Source organism: Pseudomonas sp. B21-048 (assembly GCF_024748615.1).
Lineage (GTDB): Bacteria > Pseudomonadota > Gammaproteobacteria > Pseudomonadales > Pseudomonadaceae > Aquipseudomonas.
The window spans coordinates 3393022-3412446 of the sequence record NZ_CP087168.1 but is presented as its reverse complement, the minus strand read 5'-3'; the positions used below and the strand labels follow the sequence as shown (position 1 = coordinate 3412446).

Annotated in this window: 19 protein-coding genes; 12 read left to right on the top strand and 7 right to left on the bottom strand. The window is 60.8% G+C overall.

Annotation, left to right across the window (positions count from 1 at the left end; all coding sequences use genetic code 11):
- Window positions 1-252: 252 nt before the first annotated feature.
- From LOY56_RS15865 to LOY56_RS15855, 3 genes are all read left to right on the top strand, one after another.
- Window positions 253-693, top strand: a complete 441-nt coding sequence (locus LOY56_RS15865) for a cytochrome c (RefSeq protein ID WP_105341013.1) — start codon at window positions 253-255, stop codon at window positions 691-693.
- Window positions 694-696: 3 nt separating this feature from the next.
- Entirely contained in the window at window positions 697-2124 is a 1428-nt protein-coding gene (locus LOY56_RS15860; RefSeq protein ID WP_258615457.1) for a cbb3-type cytochrome c oxidase subunit I, read from the top strand.
- Window positions 2125-2202: 78 nt separating this feature from the next.
- Entirely contained in the window at window positions 2203-4044 is a 1842-nt protein-coding gene (locus tag LOY56_RS15855) for a nitric oxide reductase activation protein NorD (protein ID WP_258615455.1), read from the top strand.
- 23 nt (window positions 4045-4067) lie between these two features.
- Here the strand turns inward: LOY56_RS15855 and LOY56_RS15850 are convergent, their stop codons facing one another.
- Both LOY56_RS15850 and LOY56_RS15845 read right to left on the bottom strand, forming a co-directional pair.
- Window positions 4068-4268, bottom strand: a complete 201-nt coding sequence (locus LOY56_RS15850) for a protein DnrP (protein WP_258615454.1) — start codon at window positions 4266-4268, stop codon at window positions 4068-4070.
- Entirely contained in the window at window positions 4265-4948 is a 684-nt protein-coding gene (locus LOY56_RS15845; RefSeq protein ID WP_008075049.1) for a Crp/Fnr family transcriptional regulator, read from the bottom strand. Before LOY56_RS15845 ends, LOY56_RS15850 begins: the two co-directional genes overlap by 4 nt.
- 496 nt (window positions 4949-5444) lie before the next feature.
- On the opposite strand from LOY56_RS15845, the gene LOY56_RS15840 reads away from it, so the two are divergent.
- Window positions 5445-6635: an NnrS family protein gene (locus tag LOY56_RS15840; RefSeq protein ID WP_258615450.1), complete on the top strand. Its 1191-nt coding sequence runs from the start codon at window positions 5445-5447 to the stop codon at window positions 6633-6635.
- A 28-nt stretch (window positions 6636-6663) separates the two neighbouring features.
- Window positions 6664-7101: a CopD family copper resistance protein gene (locus LOY56_RS15835; RefSeq protein ID WP_258615448.1), complete on the top strand. Its 438-nt coding sequence runs from the start codon at window positions 6664-6666 to the stop codon at window positions 7099-7101.
- 75 nt (window positions 7102-7176) lie between these two features.
- Here LOY56_RS15835 and ytfE read toward each other — a convergent pair whose 3' ends face one another.
- Window positions 7177-7851 (bottom strand): iron-sulfur cluster repair protein YtfE, encoded by a 675-nt coding sequence (ytfE, locus tag LOY56_RS15830; protein WP_258615447.1) that lies wholly within the window; start codon window positions 7849-7851, stop codon window positions 7177-7179.
- Between the two features lie 154 nt (window positions 7852-8005).
- Between ytfE and norR the strand changes: the two genes are divergently transcribed.
- The 7 genes from norR to LOY56_RS15795 all read left to right on the top strand — a co-directional run bounded on the left by norR (window position 8006) and on the right by LOY56_RS15795 (window position 14872).
- Complete coding sequence (gene norR, locus LOY56_RS15825; protein WP_258615439.1) at window positions 8006-9535, top strand: nitric oxide reductase transcriptional regulator NorR; 1530 nt, start codon at window positions 8006-8008, stop codon at window positions 9533-9535.
- A 78-nt stretch (window positions 9536-9613) separates the two neighbouring features.
- Entirely contained in the window at window positions 9614-10261 is a 648-nt protein-coding gene (pdxH, locus tag LOY56_RS15820) for a pyridoxamine 5'-phosphate oxidase (RefSeq protein ID WP_258615436.1), read from the top strand.
- 333 nt (window positions 10262-10594) lie between these two features.
- Window positions 10595-11149, top strand: coding sequence for a molybdenum cofactor biosynthesis protein B (gene moaB, locus LOY56_RS15815; protein ID WP_258615435.1), 555 nt, complete (start codon window positions 10595-10597; stop codon window positions 11147-11149).
- The gene (glp, locus tag LOY56_RS15810; protein WP_258615432.1) at window positions 11146-12381 is read left to right on the top strand and encodes a gephyrin-like molybdotransferase Glp; all 1236 of its coding nucleotides are present in this window, start codon (window positions 11146-11148) and stop codon (window positions 12379-12381) included. Before moaB ends, glp begins: the two co-directional genes overlap by 4 nt.
- Before the next feature lie 133 nt (window positions 12382-12514).
- The gene (locus LOY56_RS15805; RefSeq protein WP_258615431.1) at window positions 12515-13510 is read left to right on the top strand and encodes a peptidase U32 family protein; all 996 of its coding nucleotides are present in this window, start codon (window positions 12515-12517) and stop codon (window positions 13508-13510) included.
- Between the two features lie 10 nt (window positions 13511-13520).
- The gene (locus LOY56_RS15800; protein WP_258615429.1) at window positions 13521-14411 is read left to right on the top strand and encodes a U32 family peptidase; all 891 of its coding nucleotides are present in this window, start codon (window positions 13521-13523) and stop codon (window positions 14409-14411) included.
- Complete coding sequence (locus LOY56_RS15795; RefSeq protein ID WP_258615428.1) at window positions 14405-14872, top strand: SCP2 domain-containing protein; 468 nt, start codon at window positions 14405-14407, stop codon at window positions 14870-14872. Before LOY56_RS15800 ends, LOY56_RS15795 begins: the two co-directional genes overlap by 7 nt.
- A gap of 718 nt (window positions 14873-15590) precedes the next feature.
- Here LOY56_RS15795 and LOY56_RS15790 read toward each other — a convergent pair.
- The 4 genes from LOY56_RS15790 to LOY56_RS15775 all read right to left on the bottom strand — a co-directional run bounded on the left by LOY56_RS15790 (window position 15591) and on the right by LOY56_RS15775 (window position 19271).
- Window positions 15591-15989, bottom strand: a complete 399-nt coding sequence (locus tag LOY56_RS15790) for a putative zinc-binding protein (protein ID WP_258615427.1) — start codon at window positions 15987-15989, stop codon at window positions 15591-15593.
- Between the two features lie 74 nt (window positions 15990-16063).
- Entirely contained in the window at window positions 16064-16738 is a 675-nt protein-coding gene (locus LOY56_RS15785) for a Crp/Fnr family transcriptional regulator (RefSeq protein WP_258615426.1), read from the bottom strand.
- Window positions 16739-16824: 86 nt separating this feature from the next.
- Entirely contained in the window at window positions 16825-17472 is a 648-nt protein-coding gene (narL, locus tag LOY56_RS15780; RefSeq protein ID WP_258615424.1) for a two-component system response regulator NarL, read from the bottom strand.
- Window positions 17469-19271 (bottom strand): HAMP domain-containing protein, encoded by a 1803-nt coding sequence (locus tag LOY56_RS15775; protein WP_258615423.1) that lies wholly within the window; start codon window positions 19269-19271, stop codon window positions 17469-17471. The genes narL and LOY56_RS15775 overlap by 4 nt, the downstream gene beginning before the upstream one ends.
- Between the last annotated feature and the right edge of the window lie 154 nt (window positions 19272-19425).

The following is a 19425-nucleotide window of genomic DNA, read 5'->3' as shown; positions in this document are numbered from 1 at the left end:
CCGCTCGGTTGCGAAGCAGCCGTAAAACCTGTGCCTGCTTTCTATCTGAATATTCGCGGTGACTGTTTTTAGGGCCGCTGCGCGCTGGAGCGCCAGCCCGGCCCAGCGGGAGCAAGCTCCCTCGCCACAGGTTGGTACCTGGGGTCCTGATGCCAATACCTGACCCAAACCATCTGCCTTTCTTGATCGCCATCAAGCAGCTTTCAAGCCTTGCTTCCTATCATGGGCAGGCCAAGCAAAGAGGAAGCGACCATGTCAGAGACCTTCACCAAAGGCATGGCCAGGAATATCTACTTCGGGGGAAGCGTTTTCTTCTTCCTGATATTCCTGGCCTTGACCTATCACACGGAACAGACCTTCCCAGTGCGCAGTAATGAAGCGCAGTTAACCGAATCAGTGATCCGCGGCAAGACGGTCTGGGAGCAAAACAACTGCATCGGCTGCCACACGCTGCTGGGCGAGGGCGCCTACTTTGCGCCTGAGCTGGGCAACGTGTTTCAGCGGCGCGGCGGGGAGGCGGGCTTCAAACCCTTTCTACATGCCTGGATGAAAATGCAGCCCCTGGGCGTACCGGGCCGGCGAGCGATGCCGCAGTTCAAGTTGAGCGAGCAGGAGGTGGATGACATCGCCGAGTTCCTCAAATGGAGCTCGAACATCAACACTAATGGCTGGCCGCCAAACAAGGAGGGCTAAGCGATGAGCATTGCTAATCCACATCTGAAATTCGCCTCGCAAGCCGTGGCCAAACCGTACTTCGTGTTTGCCTTGATGCTGTTCCTCGGTCAGGTGCTGTTCGGTTTGATCATGGGCGTGCAATACGTGATCGGAGACTTTCTGTTCCCGATCATTCCCTTCAACGTGGCGCGGATGGTGCACACCAACCTGCTGATCGTCTGGCTGCTGTTCGGCTTCATGGGCGCTGCCTACTACCTGATTCCGGAAGAGGCCGACCGCGAACTGCACAGCCCGAAGCTGGCGATCATCCTGTTCTGGGTATTCGCCGCGGCAGGCGTGCTGACGATCCTCGGCTACCTGCTGGTGCCTTATGCGGGCCTGGCCAAACTGACCCACAACGAGTTGCTGCCGACCATGGGTCGGGAGTTCCTGGAGCAGCCGACCATCACCAAGATGGGCATTGTGGTGGTGTGCCTGGGCTTTCTTTACAACATCGGCATGACCCTGCTCAAAGGTCGCAAGACCACGATCAGCATGGTGATGATGACCGGGCTGATCGGCCTTGCGGTGTTCTTCCTGTTCTCCTTCTATAACCCCGGCAACCTGGCCCGCGACAAGTTCTACTGGTGGTGGGTGGTGCATCTTTGGGTGGAGGGCGTGTGGGAACTGATCATGGGTTCGATGCTCGCCTTCGTCCTGATCAAGATCACCGGGGTCGACCGGGAAGTCGTGGAGAAATGGCTCTATGTGATCATCGCCATGGCGCTGATTACCGGGATCATCGGTACCGGTCACCACTTCTTCTGGATCGGTGCGCCTGAGGTCTGGTTGTGGGTGGGCTCGATCTTCTCGGCACTCGAACCGCTACCGTTCCTGGCCATGGTGATCTTCGCCTTCAGCATGGTAAAGAACCGTCGCCGGCAACACCCGAACCGCGCCGCCACACTGTGGGCCAAGGGCACCACGGTCACCGCGTTCTTCGGTGCGGGCGTCTGGGGTTTTCTGCACACCCTGGCACCGGTCAACTTCTACACCCACGGTTCGCAACTGACGGCGGCGCACGGTCACCTGGCCTTCTACGGTGCTTACGCGATGATCGTGATGACCTTGATCAGCTACGCCATGCCGCGTTTGCGCGGGCTGGGTGAAGCCGCTGACGAGCGTTCGCAGACCTTCGAAATCTGGGGCTTCTGGTTGATGACCCTGTCGATGGTGATGATCACGCTGTTCCTGACCGCTGCCGGTGTCGTACAGGTTTACCTGCAACGTTGGCAGGCCGACGGGATTGCGTTGCCATTCATGGCCACGGTCGAACATCTGCAGGTACTGTTCTGGGCGCGTCTGGGCGCCGGTCTCGGCTTCTTCGCAGGCTTGCTCTGTTACCTGCTCAGCTTCAAACAGCGTAGCCGCGCAGCGTTGCGCGCCCCGGCTGCGGTTGTACCTTCATGAACGAGTGCAATGGCTAGAAAAGGTCGGCCCGGCTGATACAGCGGGCCGTTTTTTTGGTTTCCAGGAAGGGCAAGCATCATGGCGTTTACCGTCGAACTGGAAGAGTGGGTAGGCAGTGTCTGGCATCGTTTCATCACCCGGCGTGCCAGCCCGGACTTCCCTGAAGCACGGGTTGAACTGGCCAGTCAGCAACGCCCGCTGGCGCTGTTGTTTCGTGCCATGGGCGGCGCCAATGGCATCGGTGTGGAAGCCGCCAGCGACCGCGATCTGCTGCTGCGCCGAAACGTGTTGCAGCAGATCGCCGGCACCTGCAAACAAGTGCCGTTGGCGTGGTGTGACGCGAGTAATCTGCGGCTGCCATCGAGCCTGGCGGTCTTCCCTGAAGTCGCACTGAATGAGGAACTCTATCGCTGGCTCGCGTTGCTGGCGGCACAGGCCGGGCCGATGCGTCACTGGGGGCGGGACAATCAACGCTGGACGCAACAGTTGTTGCGACGCTATCCCGCGCTGCGTACTCGCTATAAACGTCTGGTCGATGCCCATCTGCAATTGCGCCCCGATCCGGCTTCGCTGAATGCCAGCGAAGCCGCACTGGAACGGGCGCTATGCCAGGCGCTGCGCGAACCGGGCAGTGTCGAACATTTTCCTCGCAGCGAACGGGCCGCGTGGCCGCTACCGCTGTGGTTGTACCCGCCACAAAACCTCGCCAGCCCGCAGGCTGCAGATCTGGGCGATGAATCCGAAGAGTCTTTGACCACGCCACCCGGCGAACAGAAAAGCGGGCGTAAACGCGCGACGCGGATCGATGAAGGCAGCCGCGACGGCGGGTTGTTAATCGTGCGCCTGGAGAACCTGTTCAGCTGGACCGAACACGTGGACCTTGATCGCTGGTCGGACGACAGCGAAGACCCGGACGCCGCCCGAGTCGCCGATGACCTGGATGAACTGACGCTGTCGCGCACCCGTCTGCGCAAGGGCGGTGGTCTGAAGCTGCACCTGGATTTGCCACCGGCCGATGTCGACGATATTCCCCTCGGCGAGGGCATTAAGTTGCCGGAGTGGGACTACCGCAAACAACAAATGCAGGACAGTTTCGTCAATCTGCAAATGATGGTGCCCCGCGACTGTGAGGCACAACCGTTGCCATTGCGTTTGAAGGCCTCGGCGCACCGCTTGCGGCGCCAGTTCGAGCATCTGCGTAATGATCGTCAATGGTTACGCCAGCAACCCCAGGGCTCTGAGCTGGACATGCAGGCCTGGCTGGATTTTCACGTTGAACGCGAGCATGGCCAGTGTGCCGAACGTGGTCTGTTCATGGAGCAACGACAGACCCGCCGCGACCTGGCGTGCCTGTTGCTGGCCGACGTATCGATGTCCACCGACGCCCACCTGAACGATGAGCACCGCGTCATCGACGTCATCCGCGACAGCCTGCTGCTGTTCGGCGAAACCCTGTCGGTGCTGGGTGATGATTTTGCCCTGTACGGGTTTTCCTCGCTGCGCCGTCAGCAAGTGCGCCTGCAGGAACTCAAGGCGTTCACCCAGCGTTATGACGACAATACTCGAGGCCGCATTCTAGGGCTCAAACCGGGGTATTACACGCGCATGGGCGCCGCCATTCGCCAGGCCACGCAATTGCTGGGCAACAGCAAGCGGCGCAGCAAACTGTTGCTGCTGCTCACGGATGGCAAACCCAATGATCTGGATTTGTATGAGGGACGCTACGGTGTTGAAGACACCCGCGAGGCGGTGCTGGAGGCGCGGCGTCAGGGGCTGACGCCGTTCTGCATCACGATCGATCGCGAGGCCGGGGATTACCTGCCGTACATGTTTGGCGCCAATGGCTACACCTTGATCCGTCAGCCTGAGCAGTTACCTCTGCGCTTGCCGCAGTTGTACCGCCAGCTGACTCAACCTTGAACCCCGGGTTGATCAACGCAGCATCAGCTGATGCTGCGCGGCAGCCAGAAAAACATCGTCACGCAGAAGATTGTCAGGCCGATGCAGAACCACTTGAATCGGCGCAACCGACGTTGCGCTGCATGTGCGGCCAATGCCGGCAGAGGCATGCTGCATTGGCGGCACTCGATTTCTTGTGGTGGGTTGGCGTGTTGGCAATACAGGCAGACGGGCATGGCACTCACTCGAACTGTTCCAGGCGCAGACGATCCAGAATGGCGATCTGACGGCCGTCCTGGGTGATGATGTTTTCATCGATCAAGCGGCGGATAATCCGCGAAAAGGTTTCCGGCTGGATCGACAGATGCCCGGCAATCAGTTGCTTGGCCATCGGCAGCTCGAATTGGCTGTCTACGGTTTGCTGGCGTACCAGTTGCGTCAGCAGATAACGCACGACCCGGTGGGTGGCGTTTTTCAATGACAGGGTTTCGATTTCGTTGACCCGTTGATGCAAGCGAACGCAGAGCTTGCCCAGCAGTGCAAAGGTCAGCCGGCTATTGCTCTGCAGCAGGCGCATGTAGGTGCTGTTGGATAACCGGTAGAGCTGGGTGGGGCAGATCGCTTCGGCCGAGGCCACATAGTTTGGGGTGTCCATCAGCATCATCGCCTCGGCGAAGGTTTGTCGATCGCTGATGACCTCGAACACTTTCTCCTGCCCATCGGGTGTCAGCCGGTAGATTTTCACCGCGCCGGCAATGATGAAATAGAACGAATCTGCCGGCTCACCTTGACGGAACAATGGCTCGCCTTTGTCGATGCTCAGCAAGTGGCTGGTACTCATCAATTCATCCAGCTGTTCTTCATTCAACGGCTCGAACAAGTGATGACTGCGCAGAATCTGGTGATGGACGCGATGAAGCACCATGAGAATTCATCCTGAGGATTGAGAAAGGGGGGGATCAAGTCAGACGAGAACCAGGGAAACGCCGCTGGCCAGGGCCAGGATTGAGGTCAGCACAACAAACCAGGCCAGTGGCTGGATGACTTTTTTCATGACGACTCCGGGTAATCGAGAGGAATCCGGGATTTCTAAAAGGTTGCCCATGCTGAGCAAGACGCGGGCCAGGCTTGGGAGGGCCTTGTTTATTGGGGGGGGGGCAGCGATCAGGGTAAAAAACACCTTGATGTTTAGGGTTTAAATAACCATCAAAGGGTCATTTGTACCCTGATCGGGAGCCCCTTGTGGGGAGGGGGCAAGCTCCCTCGCCACAAAGGGCGCGCGCTCGGCATCGGGGCACGTCCCTTGCACACTTGATCTGTGACAAAGGCAATGGATCGGTAATGCCCGATGATTGGCCCTGGATTTACCTCGGCGCGTGCGGGTTGGCGCCAGGTCAGCAAACAGGTAGAGGAGTGGCTTTATGCAAGTGCTTGACCGCCGTAAAGCGATGGCAATCGCGCCGCTGTTACGGCTGGCCTTTCGGCCGTTTTTCCTCGCCGGCTGCCTGTTGGCGGTGCTGGCCATTCCGCTCTGGCTGACCGCCTTCAGCGGTTCGATGTCCGACTGGCAGCCGGCAGGCGGTTGGCTGGGCTGGCATCGGCATGAATTATTGTTCGGGTTCGGCTTGGCGATGATCGCGGGCTTTCTGCTGACGGCGGTGCAGACCTGGACCGCTCGCCCCGGCCTCAGCGGCAAACCGTTGGCCGCTTTGGCGTTGCTGTGGTTATTGGCGCGGGTGGCCTGGCTGGCCAATGCGCCGTGGCCGTTGCTTGCGGTGCTGGAAATGGCGTTCCCGTTGGCGGTGGCGGTGCTCATGGGATTCACCCTGTGGAAGGTGCGGCAGAAACGTAACTACCCGATTGTGGTGGTTCTGTTGTTATTGGCCGTGGCCGACGGGTTGTCCCTGTACGGCCTGGTCGAGGGGCATGAAGGTTGGCAGCGCCAAGGCGTGCTGACCGGCATTTGGCTGGTGGCGGCGATGATGGGGTTGATCGGCGGGCGGGTGATTCCGTTCTTCACCCAGCGTGGCCTTGGTCGGGTTGAAGGCGTTGCCGCCTGGCCCTGGCTGGATCGACTGCTGTTGGTGGGTTCGCCGCTGGTGGCGTTGTTATATGCCGCAGGGCCTGCGCTTAACCCCAATGTCTGGGTGGGCCTGCTGTTCGCGATGCTGGCGGCGGGGCATCTGGTGCGACTGGTGCGCTGGCATGACCGGGCACTCTGGCACGTACCGTTGCTGTGGTCGCTGCACCTGGCCTATGGCTGGTTGGCGGTGGCGTGTCTCGGGATGGCGCTGTGGCATTTCGGCGCGCCGATCAATCCGAGCCTGGCGGTGCATTGCCTGACGATCGGTGCCATGGGCGGTCTGGTGCTGGCGATGATCGCCCGAGTCAGCCTCGGGCATACCGGCCGTGCGCTCGAACCGCCGTCGGGGATGACCCTGGCGTTCATCTTGCTCAATCTGGCGTGCCTGAGCCGGGTTGTGTTGATCGAGTTCTTTCCCTTGCCGGCATTGTGGCTGGCCGGTCTGTGCTGGGCGTTGGCATTTGCGCTGTACGCCTGGCGCTATGGGCCGATGCTGCTGCGGACCCGGGTCGACGGTCATCCGGGATGAGCACGCGAACGGACAGAGGCTGGCGCTGATGTATCCCTTTTTACTGGTCACGCATTTGCTGGCGGCGATTGCCTTCATCGGCACGCTGTTTTTCGAGGTGGTTATCTGGCATCGCGCCCGTCAGCAGTTGGCGGATACCGCGCAATCCACGGCGGATCAGGCGATTGCCGTGCGCTCGCGCAAGGTGCTGCATGGCGTGGTGTTGCTGTTGTATGGCGCCGGCATCGGCCTGGCGTGGCAGTACCGGGGCGCATTGAGTCAGCCGCTGAGCAGCAGCTTTGGTACGTTGCTGAGCCTGAAGATCATCCTGGCCCTGAGCATCATTGGTCATTACTTGCTGCTGGCCTATTGGCTGACCCATGCGCGCCTGACCGCGACGCGTGCCAGCTGGATTCGCCGCAGCATCCTCGGGCACATGGTGTTGATCGTGATCCTGGCCAAGGCCATGTTCTATTGGCATGGCTGATCGCAAAATGTCCCTTGCAAACAAAACCCGCGTCAACCGGTGGGCTGGCGCGGGCTGGGAGGGATCGGCAATCGATCAATGACGAGGGTTCAGGGCGTTGATGAACAACACGTTGTTTTCCAGATGGATGTGTTGCATCAGGTCGTCTTTGAATTCCAGCAGCCCGCGATAGAGGGCGCGCCAGGTGTTACAGGCATCGGCAGGCGGGGTGATGTGATCGGTCAGGGCGAGCATTTTCTCCAGTGCCTCGCCATGTTGATCATGTTCGAAGCGCAATACCTGGATCGGCGGAGCCGCTTGAGGACCGATGCCCTGTTGCAGCATCGGGAACAGCACTTGTTCTTCCTTGAGCATGTGGCCTTCGAGTTCTTGCTGCATGTCGGTCAGGAGATCGGCCAGGCCGTTGGGGCAACTGCTGCGCGCCCCATGGACCTGCTCGACGCGGCGAGCCAGACGGATCAGTTCCGGCAATTGCTCGCGGTGACGGGCGTGGTAGCGCGCCAGAAGGTGAGCGATCAGCAGTTCCGACGGTTCGTTGCGCCAGTCGTGCTGGGTTTCGCCGCTGTCTTGCAGCATGTGCAGGGCGTCGGCAATGAGGACCGGGTCGAGGTTTTTGCCAAGGGCCGCTTCACGCAGGCTTTTTTGCCCGCCGCAACAGAAGTCCAGTTTGAAGGTGTGGAAGATCCGGGTGGCACCGGGAATGTCGCAGGCCAGTTGGCCGAGGCTTTGTTCCAATAGGGTCTGGCTCATCAGGGTTCCTTGTTTGGGTTTCAACGGTTCCCCAGGCTCATTGCATCCGGCATGCCATTTTCAACTGATTGAAAAACATCGATTAATTTTTAGTTGTGGTGATAGCTACCCCGATGCTTCAGGGTAAATCCAACCATAGAGGGTAATTACTACCATGCTGCGAGAAAGCCTGGCAGCCGACCTGATCGTCGAGTTGCCCAATGCCGTGCGATTGCAACGATTGGTCCAGACCCTGCGCGAATACTTCAACAGTGGCGCCGTGGGCTTGCTGCGTCTGGATGACGATAGCCTCAGGCCGGTGGCGACGGTGGGGCTGGTTCATGAAGCGTTGGGGCGCCGGTTCGTCATCGCCCAGCATCCCCGGCTGGCGGCCATCATGGCGTCGCGCGAGCCAACCTGGTTCGAACCCGACAGTCGCCTGCCGGACCCCTATGACGGCTTGCTCGACAACCACGTCGGCGAACCGCTGCCGGTGCATGACTGCATGGGCGTGAGTCTTTATGTCGAGGGGCGGATCTGGGGCGCGATCACCCTCGATGCGCTGCACGCCGGGACCTTCGACAGCCGGGCGCGGGAGGAGCTCAAGCGCTGCACCTTGCAGATCGAAGCCGCCGTGCGGGTTACGCGGCTCGAGCAGGAAAACCGCAGCTTGCGTTTGTCCCGCAGCGATCCCCAGGACTTGCGAATGCCGGTCGAGGAAGGCGAGATCCTCGGGCAAAGTGAGGTGTTGCATCAGTTGCTCAATGAGCTGGATGTACTGGCCGACTCCGATCTGCCGGTATTGCTGTTGGGCGAGACCGGCGTCGGCAAAGAGCTGTTCGCCCGACGCTTGCATCGTCTTTCAAGGCGCCACCACAAACCGCTGATACACGTTAACTGCGCCGCCTTGCCGGAGTCGCTGGCAGAGAGTGAGTTGTTCGGGCATGTCAAAGGCGCGTTTTCCGGCGCCACCAGTGACCGTGCCGGACGCTTCGATGCCGCCAACGGCGGCACGCTGTTTCTCGATGAAGTCGGGGAGTTGCCATTGGCCGTGCAAGCGAAGTTACTGCGCACCCTGCAGAACGGCGAGATCCAGCGCCTCGGCGCCGACAAGCCGCTGCACGTCGATGTGCGCATCATCGCCGCCACCAACCGGCACCTGCCGGACAGCATCCGCGACGGCTTGTTTCGCGCCGATCTGTATCACCGGCTCTCGGTGTATCCGGTGCCGATTCCGCCGTTGCGTGAGCGCGGTAACGATGTGCTGATGCTGGCCGGGCATTTCCTTGAACTCAATCGGGCGCGGCTCGGCCTGCGTGGTTTGCGCCTGTCGCCGGCGGCCGAACGCGCGCTGCTGCTTTATACCTGGCCGGGCAATGTGCGCGAACTGGAGCATGTGATCAGTCGCGCCGCATTGAAGCAACTCAGTCGCGGGACGAGTCGCGCGCTGATCATGACCCTGGAGTCTGAAATTCTCGATCTGGACAACTTGATGGCGGCACCGGGGGCGGTGGTTGAGCCGTCCCCGGAGGTGACGGCTGATCTGCCGTTCCAGCCCTTGGGCGAAGCCGTCGACGACTACCAGCGCAAGAAAATCCTTCAGGCCCTGAGCCTGTCCGGGGACAACTGGGCCAGCGCCGCGCGCATCCTCGAAGTCGACCCCAGCAACCTGCACAAACTGGCGCGGCGTCTGCGTCTCAAGTAGGTGACAGTGTTGATGGCGGTCAAGGTGGTATCGCGCAGTGCCTCGCACACTGCGTAAAACCTTCCGGAGATCACCGTCATGCCGCTTTCCCTGGCTCAGATGCGCCGCAACTACACCCTCAATGGCCTGCAAGATGAAGCGGCGCTGGACGATCCGCTGGCGATGTTCCGGCAATGGCTGCAACAGGCCCGAGACACCGAGTGCGCACCTGTCGAGGTCAATAGCATGGTGTTGGCGACGGTCGACCCAGAAGGACGGCCGCACTGTCGGGTTCTGCTGCTCAAGGGGTTGAGCGATGAAGGTTTTACGTTCTTCGGCAATTACCAGAGCGACAAGGGTCAGCAATTGGCCGCCAATCCCTATGCGGCGATGACGTTTTTCTGGCCGGGGCTGGAGCGTCAGGTGCGTATCGAAGGCCAGGTGTCCAGGCTCGATCCGGCGTTGTCGGATGCGTACTTCGATTCTCGCTCCATGGCCAGTCGCCTGGGGGCCTGGGCTTCACCGCAGAGCCGTCCGCTGGCCAGTCGCGCAGCGCTGGAATCCATGCTGGCGCAAACGATCAAGCGCTTTGTCGGCCAGACCGTGTCGCGTCCCGAGCATTGGGGCGGCTACTGCCTGCACCCTGAGCGTCTGGAGTTCTGGCAGGGGCGGGCCGACCGCTTGCATGATCGACTCGATTACCGGTTGCGCGAGGGTCTGTGGAAGCGCAGCCGGTTGGCGCCGTGAACACTTTTCAACGACTCACGAAATGATGCGCCGAGCACAAAACCTGTCGCGAGGGAGCTTGTCGGAACGCCGCATCGTCCCGTTCGGCTGCGAAGCAGTCGTAAAACGGCGGATGCTGTCTACCTGAAGAATTGCGGTGGCAGGTTTTTGGGGCCGCTCCGCAGCCCAGCGGCGGGAGCAAGCTCCCTCGCCACAGGTGTGTGTGCTACTTGTCATCACCGCTGACTGGTATTCCCTAATGTCCCCGACGAGGTACCTCCTTGGAGGAATAGGCTCGCTCGCTATTCCGGTTCAGGCTTTGGGCCATACCCTCATCTACGGGAAGACCTGGATATGGCCCATCTGGCGCAACGCACGTTTGAACCCCTGAACATCGCCGTACTGACCATCAGCGATACGCGCACCTTCGACACCGACACGTCGGGGCAGACCCTGACGGATTTGCTGCAAACGGCCGGGCATGTGTTGATCGATCGTGAGCTGGTCAAGGACGACATTTATCAGATCCGCGCCACCGTTTCCCGGTGGATCGCCGACCCCCAGGTGCAGGTGGTGTTGATGACCGGCGGCACCGGTTTCACCGCTCGCGACAACACGCCGCAAGCAGTCTTGCCATTGCTGGACAAACATGTGGAAGGCTTTGGCGAACTGTTCCGCCAGGTGTCTCTGGAGGAAATCGGCATGTCCAGCCTGCAGTCCCGGGCACTGGCCGGCATGAGTAACGGCGTACTGGTGTGTTGCGTGCCAGGCTCGCCGGGTGCCTGCCGGACGGCCTGGAACAAGATCCTGCTCGAACAACTGGACAGTCGCACCGGCCCGTGCAATTTCGCCCCGCATTTGAAACCGCAAGCGCAGCGGATCATCGACGCCTGCGGGACACGCTCATGACCGGCCGGGTGTGCGACATGGGCAACCTGATGCCGGTGGACGAGGCCATCAGCCGTCTGCTGGACCAGGCACCGCCGCCACCCCTGGCGCAAAGGGTTCGTCTGAATCAAGCCATGGGGCGGGTGCTGGCGGCGGACATTCATTCCCCGGTGAACCTGCCGGCCTGGGACAACAGTGCCATGGACGGCTATGCCCTCAGGGCGGCTGACTTGCCCCAGGCGGGCGGCTGTTTATCGATTGGCGGGCGCATTGCGGCGGGGGATCAAGCAAGTTCACCCTTGCTCGCGCAGCAGGCGGTGCAGATCTTTACCGGTGCGCCATTGCCACCGGGTGCCGATACCGTGGTGCCGCAAGAACGCTGTCGGGTCGAGGGCGAGCGCGTCTGGTTTCCGCCTGTATCCGTTGGCGACCATGTGCGCAAGGAGGGTGAGGAAGTTCGCTGCGGGGATTTGTTGCTCAAGGCCGGCAAACGCCTGCGCGCACAGGAGCTGGGATTGTTGGCCGGTGCTGGTATCGCGCGGGTCGAGGTCTATCGGCCGTTGCAGGTGTGCCTGCTCAGCAGCGGCAATGAACTGCGTGAGCCGGGCGATTCGTTGGCGCCGGGGCAGATTTACAACAGCAATCGGTATTGCCTCGCCGCGTTGTTGCGCGGCTGGGGTGTCGAGGTGCATGACTATGGCGTCATGGTCGATGAGTTGGCGGCCAGCCGGCATGCCTTGAGCCTGGCATCTTCGGAATGCGACCTGCTGTTGAGTTCCGGTGGCGTGTCGGTGGGCGAGGAAGATCACCTCAAGCAGGCGATCGAGGAGCTGGGCAACGTCGATTTCTGGCGGCTGGCCATCCAGCCGGGCAAGCCATTGGCGTTTGGCGAAGTGGCCGGTAAACCGTGGATCGGCATGCCGGGAAATCCGTCGGCGGCGCTGATCACCGCGTTGGTGGTGGTGCGTCCGTTCCTGCTCAGGGCCCAAGGCGTGACTGACGTACTGCCGGTGCCGTTGGCCGTGCCAGCCGGATTCGACTGGTTGCAGCGTAACAAGCGTCGACAGTACCTGCGGGCCCGATTGACGCCCGGCGCCAATGGCCAGTTGAGCGTGGAACTGCACCCTCAGCAAAGCTCGGCGATGTTGACCGCCGCGTGCTGGGCCGATGGGCTGGCGGTGATCGAGTGCGAGCAGCAAGTGCTCAAGCACGACAACGTGATGTTCCTGTCCTTCGCCGAGCTGATGCATTGATGGCAATTGATTGCCGTCAAGGCCGTGCCTGCCGGTCTGGCTAGACTGGCAGCGCCTTTTTCGATTGCCCCGAACCCCTCGTTTCCCGGGCATCAGAGGAGGGCCCGGATGCGTTTTTTCATGAGGATTACCCATGCAACTGGTCTGCCCGGCAGGGAACCTGCCTGCGCTTAAAGCGGCGGTGCGCCAAGGCGCCGATGCCGTCTATGTCGGCTTTCGCGATGACACCAACGCCCGACATTTCGCGGGGTTGAACATGGACGACAAACAGTTCGACGCCGCGGTCGCCCACATTCGCCAGCATCAACGCAAACTCTACGTCGCGGTCAACACGTACCCGCAACCCAAGGGCTGGGAGCGCTGGCAGCGAGCGGTGGATCGGGCCGCCGATTTCGGCGTCGATGCGCTGATCGCCGCCGACCCCGGGGTGCTCAACTACGCCAGTCAGCGTCACCCGCAATTGCCGTTGCACCTGTCGGTCCAAGGCTCGGCGACCCATGCCGCGGCGCTGGAGTTTTATGCGCAGCGCTACGGCATTCGCCGCGCGGTGCTGCCACGGGTGTTGTCGTTGGCGCAAGTACGTCAGGTCGCTGCCAGCAGCCCGGTGCCCATTGAAGTCTTTGGCTTCGGCAGCTTATGCATCATGGCTGAAGGGCGTTGCCATCTGTCTTCCTACATTACCGGCGAGTCGCCGAACCTGTGCGGTGTCTGTTCACCGGCCAAAGCGGTGCGCTGGAGCGAGGACGCCGAAGGCTTGAGCGCGCGCCTCAGCGAAGTGCTGATCGATCGCTACACCCCTGACGAACCGGCCGGTTACCCGACCTTGTGCAAGGGGCGTTTCCTGGTCGATGGCAAACGTTTTCATGCGCTGGAGGAGCCCACCAGCCTCGACACCCTGGACTTACTGCCGGAACTGACGGCCATCGGCGTCGAAGCGGTGAAAATCGAAGGCCGTCAACGCAGCCCGGCCTATGTCGAACAAGTCACCCGTGTCTGGCGCGCGGCACTGGACGCCCATCGTGGCGCGCCGGGCAGTTTTCGGGTCAAGGACGAATGGCGTCAGGTGCTGGCCGGTTTGTCCGAAGGCAGCCAGACCACCCTGGGTGCTTATCATCGATCATGGCAATGAGGGGTTCGACATGAAACTCAGCCTGGGACCGGTCCTGTTTTATTGGGACAAAGAACAACTCAGCAACTTTTACGCCGAGATGTCGGCCTTGCCCCTGGATGTGATTTATCTGGGGGAAACCGTGTGCTCGAAACGTCGGGCCTTTTCACTGGATCAATGGCTGGGTTTGGGCCGTGAGTTGCAGGAATGCAGCCAGGCGCAATTGGTGCTTTCCAGCCTGACGCTGATCGAAGCTGCGTCCGAACTCTCTAGCCTGCGTCGGCTGTGCGACAACGGCCAATTGCTGGTGGAAGCCAACGACATGGGCGCGGTGCAATTCCTGGCCGAGCGCAAGTTGCCGTTCGTGGGCGGCCCGGCTCTCAATTTGTACAACGGTCACTCATTGGCGCAATTGCTCGACAGCGGCATGACCCGCTGGGTACCGCCCGTGGAATGTTCGGCGGCGCTGATTAGTGATGTGATCGAACAGGTCCGCGAGTTGGGCCGCGCAGTGCCGGAAGTTGAAATCTTCGCCTATGGGCATTTGCCGTTGGCCTATTCCGCCCGCTGCTTTACGGCTCGGGCGGAAAACCGGCCCAAGGATGACTGCCAGTTTTGCTGCATCAACTACCCCGATGGCTTGGCGCTGACCAGCCAGGAAGGGCAGGCGCTGTTCACCCTCAATGGTATTCAAACGATGTCGGCCGAGGTGACCAATCTGCTGGCCGATTATTCCGGGCTGGTGGCTTGTGGCGCCGATTTGTTGCGCTTGAGCCCTCGTGCTCAGGGCATGGCAGAGGTGGTCGAGGCGTATCAACGGGTTCGTCTGGGCGAGACACCGCCGCTGTTCGTCGAAGGGTGCAATGGTTATTGGCATGGCCAGGCCGGCATGCTGCGCGTTGAGGAGGTCGGCCTGTGTTGAATCGAAAAAAGTGGCTGTTGAAAGGTGCCGACCGGGTGTTGCCGCTGGTGCGCCGGGTGCCTTTTGCCGTGCAGCGGCTGGCGTTGCAGCAGGCGCTGAATCGCTGCCTCGCCGAGCCGTTGCGCGATGGTGAGTTCGAGGTTTTGCGTGGGCGTTGGTTGTGTTTGCGGATTCCGGATCTGGGGTTGTCCTGGTATCTGACGCTCAGCGGTAAAGGGTTGCGGATTGCGGAGCACGCCGTGGCACATGTGACGATCAGTGGTAATTGGCGGGAGTTTTTACTGCTGGCGAGTCGTCAGGAAGATCCGGATACGCTGTTCTTTCGCCGGCGTTTGGTGATTGAGGGGGATACGGAGTTGGGGCTGGCGTTGAAGAATCTGATCGACAGTCTGGATCCTGATGTGTTGCCTGTTTGGTTGTGGCGCAATCTGGAGCGGGCGGGGAAGGGGTTGGCGGCCTGATAGCCGAGCTGTATTTTTGGTCGGGGTACATATCCATTTCTGCGGTAACGGCGGCTTAGGGTTCCGCCCTTACGGCGGGTCACTTGGAAAAGCGCCAAGTAACCAAACGCTTTTCGCCCCTGACGTACGGTGGCTCGCCTAGGCTCGCCATGCCCTCACTCCGGTCCTGCTCCGTGGGCCCGCCGCCATCGGCCATCCATGGCCGGGGGCGGCTACCGCGGCATCCTTGCCGCGGTGCCCACTGCGCAGAACCTGCGTTCGGCCTTCCGACGGGGCAGATCAAGATCAAAAGCCAAAGCCAAAGCCAAAGCCAAAGCAAGATCAACAGCCAGAGCCAAAGTGGCGTTGAACCTGTGGGAGCGCGTACGTTTGAAGAGACAGGCCGGCCGGTAGGCCGCCTCGAGAGGCCGAGAGGAGGTTCTGCGCAGTGGGCAACCCGGCATGGATGCCGGGTTAGCCGCCCCCGGCCATGGATGGCCGATGGCGGCGGGCCCACGGAGCAGGACCGGAGCGAGGGCATGCCGAGCCTAGGCGAGGCACCGAACGAAAGGGGCAAGAGCGTTTTGGTTACTTTGGCGCTTTTCCAAAGTGACCCGCCGTAAGGGCGGAACCCAAAGGAGCCGTTACCGCAGAAATGGATATGTACTGAGCCAAAAAACAGCCCAGCGAGCAGACGCCATCGCGGGCAAGTCCGCTCCCACAGGGTTTTTGCTGTTCTTCAGGCCATCGTTTCCTGCCGGCTTTCATGCTGCCGAGCATCACTGGCAATCAACTGCCTGATCCCTTCAAACAACTCATCACTCTGCGCCTGCGTGCAATCCTCACCATGGCGTTTGCGCAGCCCATACTGACTCAGAATCAGATGCACATCAGCCTGCAGCCCATGCTGCTTGAGGCAGTTCTCAACACATCGCAACGGGCAGCCGTCCAGCGCGAAGATCCGGCGCCCCGAGCGTGCCTTGTTGACCAACGCCGCCACATGCCCGCCAACACCGACGATGCAGGACATTTCAGCCAGGCCACTGCGGTCCAGCCGCACCGCCAGGGTATTGGCCAGTTGGGCGACGTTGGAACAGCCTGAGCAGGAGTAAACCAAAGGCAGGGTTGAACGGGGCATTTGCACTCTCCATGGATGGACTCTGCCAGTGTGCAAGGTGCGTGGCATTGCGCCTTGATGACGGTCAATTCCGACTATTGGAAAGCCGCCAGCTCCTCTTCAGCGAGAATGCTGATATGGCGACGCTCCATGGCGATCAGGCCGCACTCCACCAAACGATGCAAAATCCGCGAAAAGGTTTCCGGCTGAATCCCCAGCTTCGACGCCACCAGACGTTTGGACACCTGCAAGACAATCTGGCCGGTGACAGGGTGGCGTTCCTGGAGCAGGAAATTGATCACCCGACGGCTTGCACTGGCCGCGGTCAAGTTGTCGATGTCGCGCAGGCGCAGGTGCAGGTGAACGCTCATGCTCGCCAGGATCGCCAGACAGACTTTCGGCTGGTCCTCCAGGGCGTTGCGGTAATGGTTGCCCTCGATACTCACCAGCACACTGTCCTTCAGTGCGGTGGCGCTCACCGGGTAGAGCCGGGCCTGGCTGAACAGCAAGGCTTCGGCAAAGGTCTGGCCGGGCTGGATGATCTCCACCAGGTTTTCCTGGCCTTCGCCGGTGAGCCGGTACAACTTGATCTGGCCGCTGACCAGCAGGAAAAAACGCCTGGCCGGATCCCCTTGATGCATGAGCGTGCTGTGACAACTCAGGCGCTTGAGCATGGCCAGCCCACAGACTTCCTCGAAGATTTTCTCCGGGAGTTGGCTAAACAGATGATGACGGCGCAACGTTAAAACGATGGAAGGGTGGGTCAGCATGGCGTACCTCCGCTGACCGCCATAGTAGAGAGCGCAGGCCAAATGACCTATGCCTCTGCAGGCCTACCTCCAAAGAGGAATGCCTGTCAGCCCGCATTGCGCAGATGTTCCATGGCCCACACCGCGGCCTCCACCCGCGAGCGCAAGCCGAGTTTGTGTAGCAGGTTTTTCACGTGGACCTTGACCGTCCCTTCGGTGATGCCCAGCTTGTGCCCGATGACCTTGTTGCTGAAGCCGCTGGCGATGGTTTTCAGCACCTGACGCTCACGCTCGGTCAATTCCACCACGGCTTGGCGTGGCGGCGAGCGCAGCGCCTGCGCCATCACTTGGGTCAGCCCCGGGCTGATCACCAAGGCGCCGTTCAAGGCGTCCCGGATGTACTGAATCAACAGTTCGGGCTCCATGTCCTTGAGCAGATAACCGTCGGCATCCAGGCGCAGTGCGTCGCGAATATCGTCTTCGGCGTCGGACACGGTGAACAGCAGCACTTTGCCGGTGTAGTGCATCGCCCGTAATCGGCGCAGGGTTTCAATGCCATTCATTTGCGGCATATTGTTGTCGAGCAAGACCAGGTCCGGTCGAAGCGGTTCAATCAGGCTGAGTGCTTCTTCGCCTTGGCTGGCTTCGCCAACGATCAGGAAATCATCTTCGAGTTCGAGCATCTGGCGAATGCCGTGACGCATCATCGGATGGTCGTCTACCAGCAGGATTCTGTGTTGTGGGGACGGGTTCATGGGGTGCTGCCTTCTGTTTGCTGCCCGAGAAATTCCGGGTGGAATTCCAGTTGGACACGGGTGCCTTGGGGTTCCCTGGAAATGATCTGCAGCTGGCCGTGCAAGCTGCGAGCCCGTTCATCCATGATGTTCAGGCCGTGGTGTTCGCGTTGGTCGACGTTGCCGCTGAAGCCGCGACCGTCGTCTTCGACCGACAACCTGACCGTCTCGCCGTCCTGGCGCAGTTGCAGCCAGGCGTTTTGCGCATGAGCGTGGCGCAGGCAGTTGGAGAGCGCTTCGCGCGTAATCTGCAAAATGTGGATTTGTTCGCTGGCCGATAGCTCAAAGGCCAGCGAGTCGACGTGCAGGTGCACCTGAAACTCGCCGCGACGGGAGAACTCCTCGGCGGTGTCCTTGAGTTCCTGCACCAGTCCCGCGTCGTGAATCTGCAAGCGAAACGTGGTCAGCAACTCGCGTAACTGGCGGTAGGCATTGTTCAGTCCCTCGCGCAATTCGGCGGTGACGGCTTCCAGGGTCTGGGCCGGTTCGCCCCGGCGCATCAGGGTCTGCATGCGGCTGACTTGCAGCTTCATGTAGGACAGGGCCTGGGCCAGTGAATCATGCAGCTCGCGGGCGATGATCGTGCGTTCTTCGAGCAGTAGCAGGCGATGATCCTGTTCCCGTTGGCGCTTGAGCGAGAGCGAGGTGCCGATCAGATTGGCCAGGGCCTGGATCAGCTGGGTTTCCCAGGCTTGCATGAGATGACCGTCGACAAAGTGCGCCTTGAGTTCACCCAGTTCACTGCCCTGGTTGCTGATGTTGAAGGTTTGCGGGTTGGTTTTAGGGTGCCGCTCGCAGGTTGCACAGTCGCTACTGGCGCAGACTTCCCGGACGTTCGCGCCATGCAGGGCGAGCAACTGCTGGGCGGGTGCCTGCAGTTGGCCTTGCAGGCACAGCGACAGGCGCAAACCGGGCAGGCGTTGCTGGAAGCGTCGAATCAATTCATCCAGGCCTTCGGCATTGGCCAGGCGTGTGGCCAGGCTTCGGCTGGTTTGATACAGGAGCTCCAGGGCGGCATTGGCTTGTTGCAGGTTCAGGGTTTTTTGCAGGACCTGACTCTCCAGCGTGCGATGCGACTCTTCAATCGTCTCGGCCATGCTATTGAAACTCGTGGCCAACTGGCCCAGTTCGTCCTGGGACTGATGGTTGACCCGCACCTTGAAGTCGCCACGACGAAAGCGCTGGGTTGCGTCCACCAACTCTTTCAAAGGGGTGACGACGCCGTACTGCAACTCATATAACCCGATCAGCAGGACGATCATGGTCGTGAACAAGGCCATGCCCTGGATCGCCTGTTGCCAGCCTTGCTTTTGTTCGCTTTGGCGCTGCAACAGATCGACGAACCGGTTCAGTTGCTCAACGAAGGGCAGGGCCCTGGCTTGAAAGGCAGCCGCATCGCCGCGCTCCAGTGCCGGGCGCAAATCTTCGGTCCAGGATTGCTGGATTTGCCCATAACTGAGTTGCAGTGCGGTGGTCGGGCCATCTTCCAGCACGGCCTTGAGTGACTGGCTGGTGAGACGGGTTTGCAGGCTGTCGGTGATGGTGGCGATTTCTGAGGGCGTTGCACCCGCGGCGAGTTTCCAGCTCAGGTGATAGGTCTCCATGCGCACCGAGCCTGCGGTGTTGATGGCGGCGGCATCGCCCTGGCTGAACCAGGCGATCAGCCCGGCGCTCAACGAACTGGCGAGCGCCAACACGGCGATCAGGATTACCGCCAGCCCGGCGCGAGCGGGCAGGGAGCTGCGCAACCAGCGCATCATTGGCTCAGGTCCGGGGGAAAAGTAAGAAAGCAGAGCATGCAAAGTTCCAGCGTGGGGTTTTGCCGCCGATCCAGGGCGCGCTACCTCTAAAGAGTTATCGACCGTTCCGTGTCAGCAAAAGCGTTGGTTAAAACCCTTAACAAGCTGATAAATA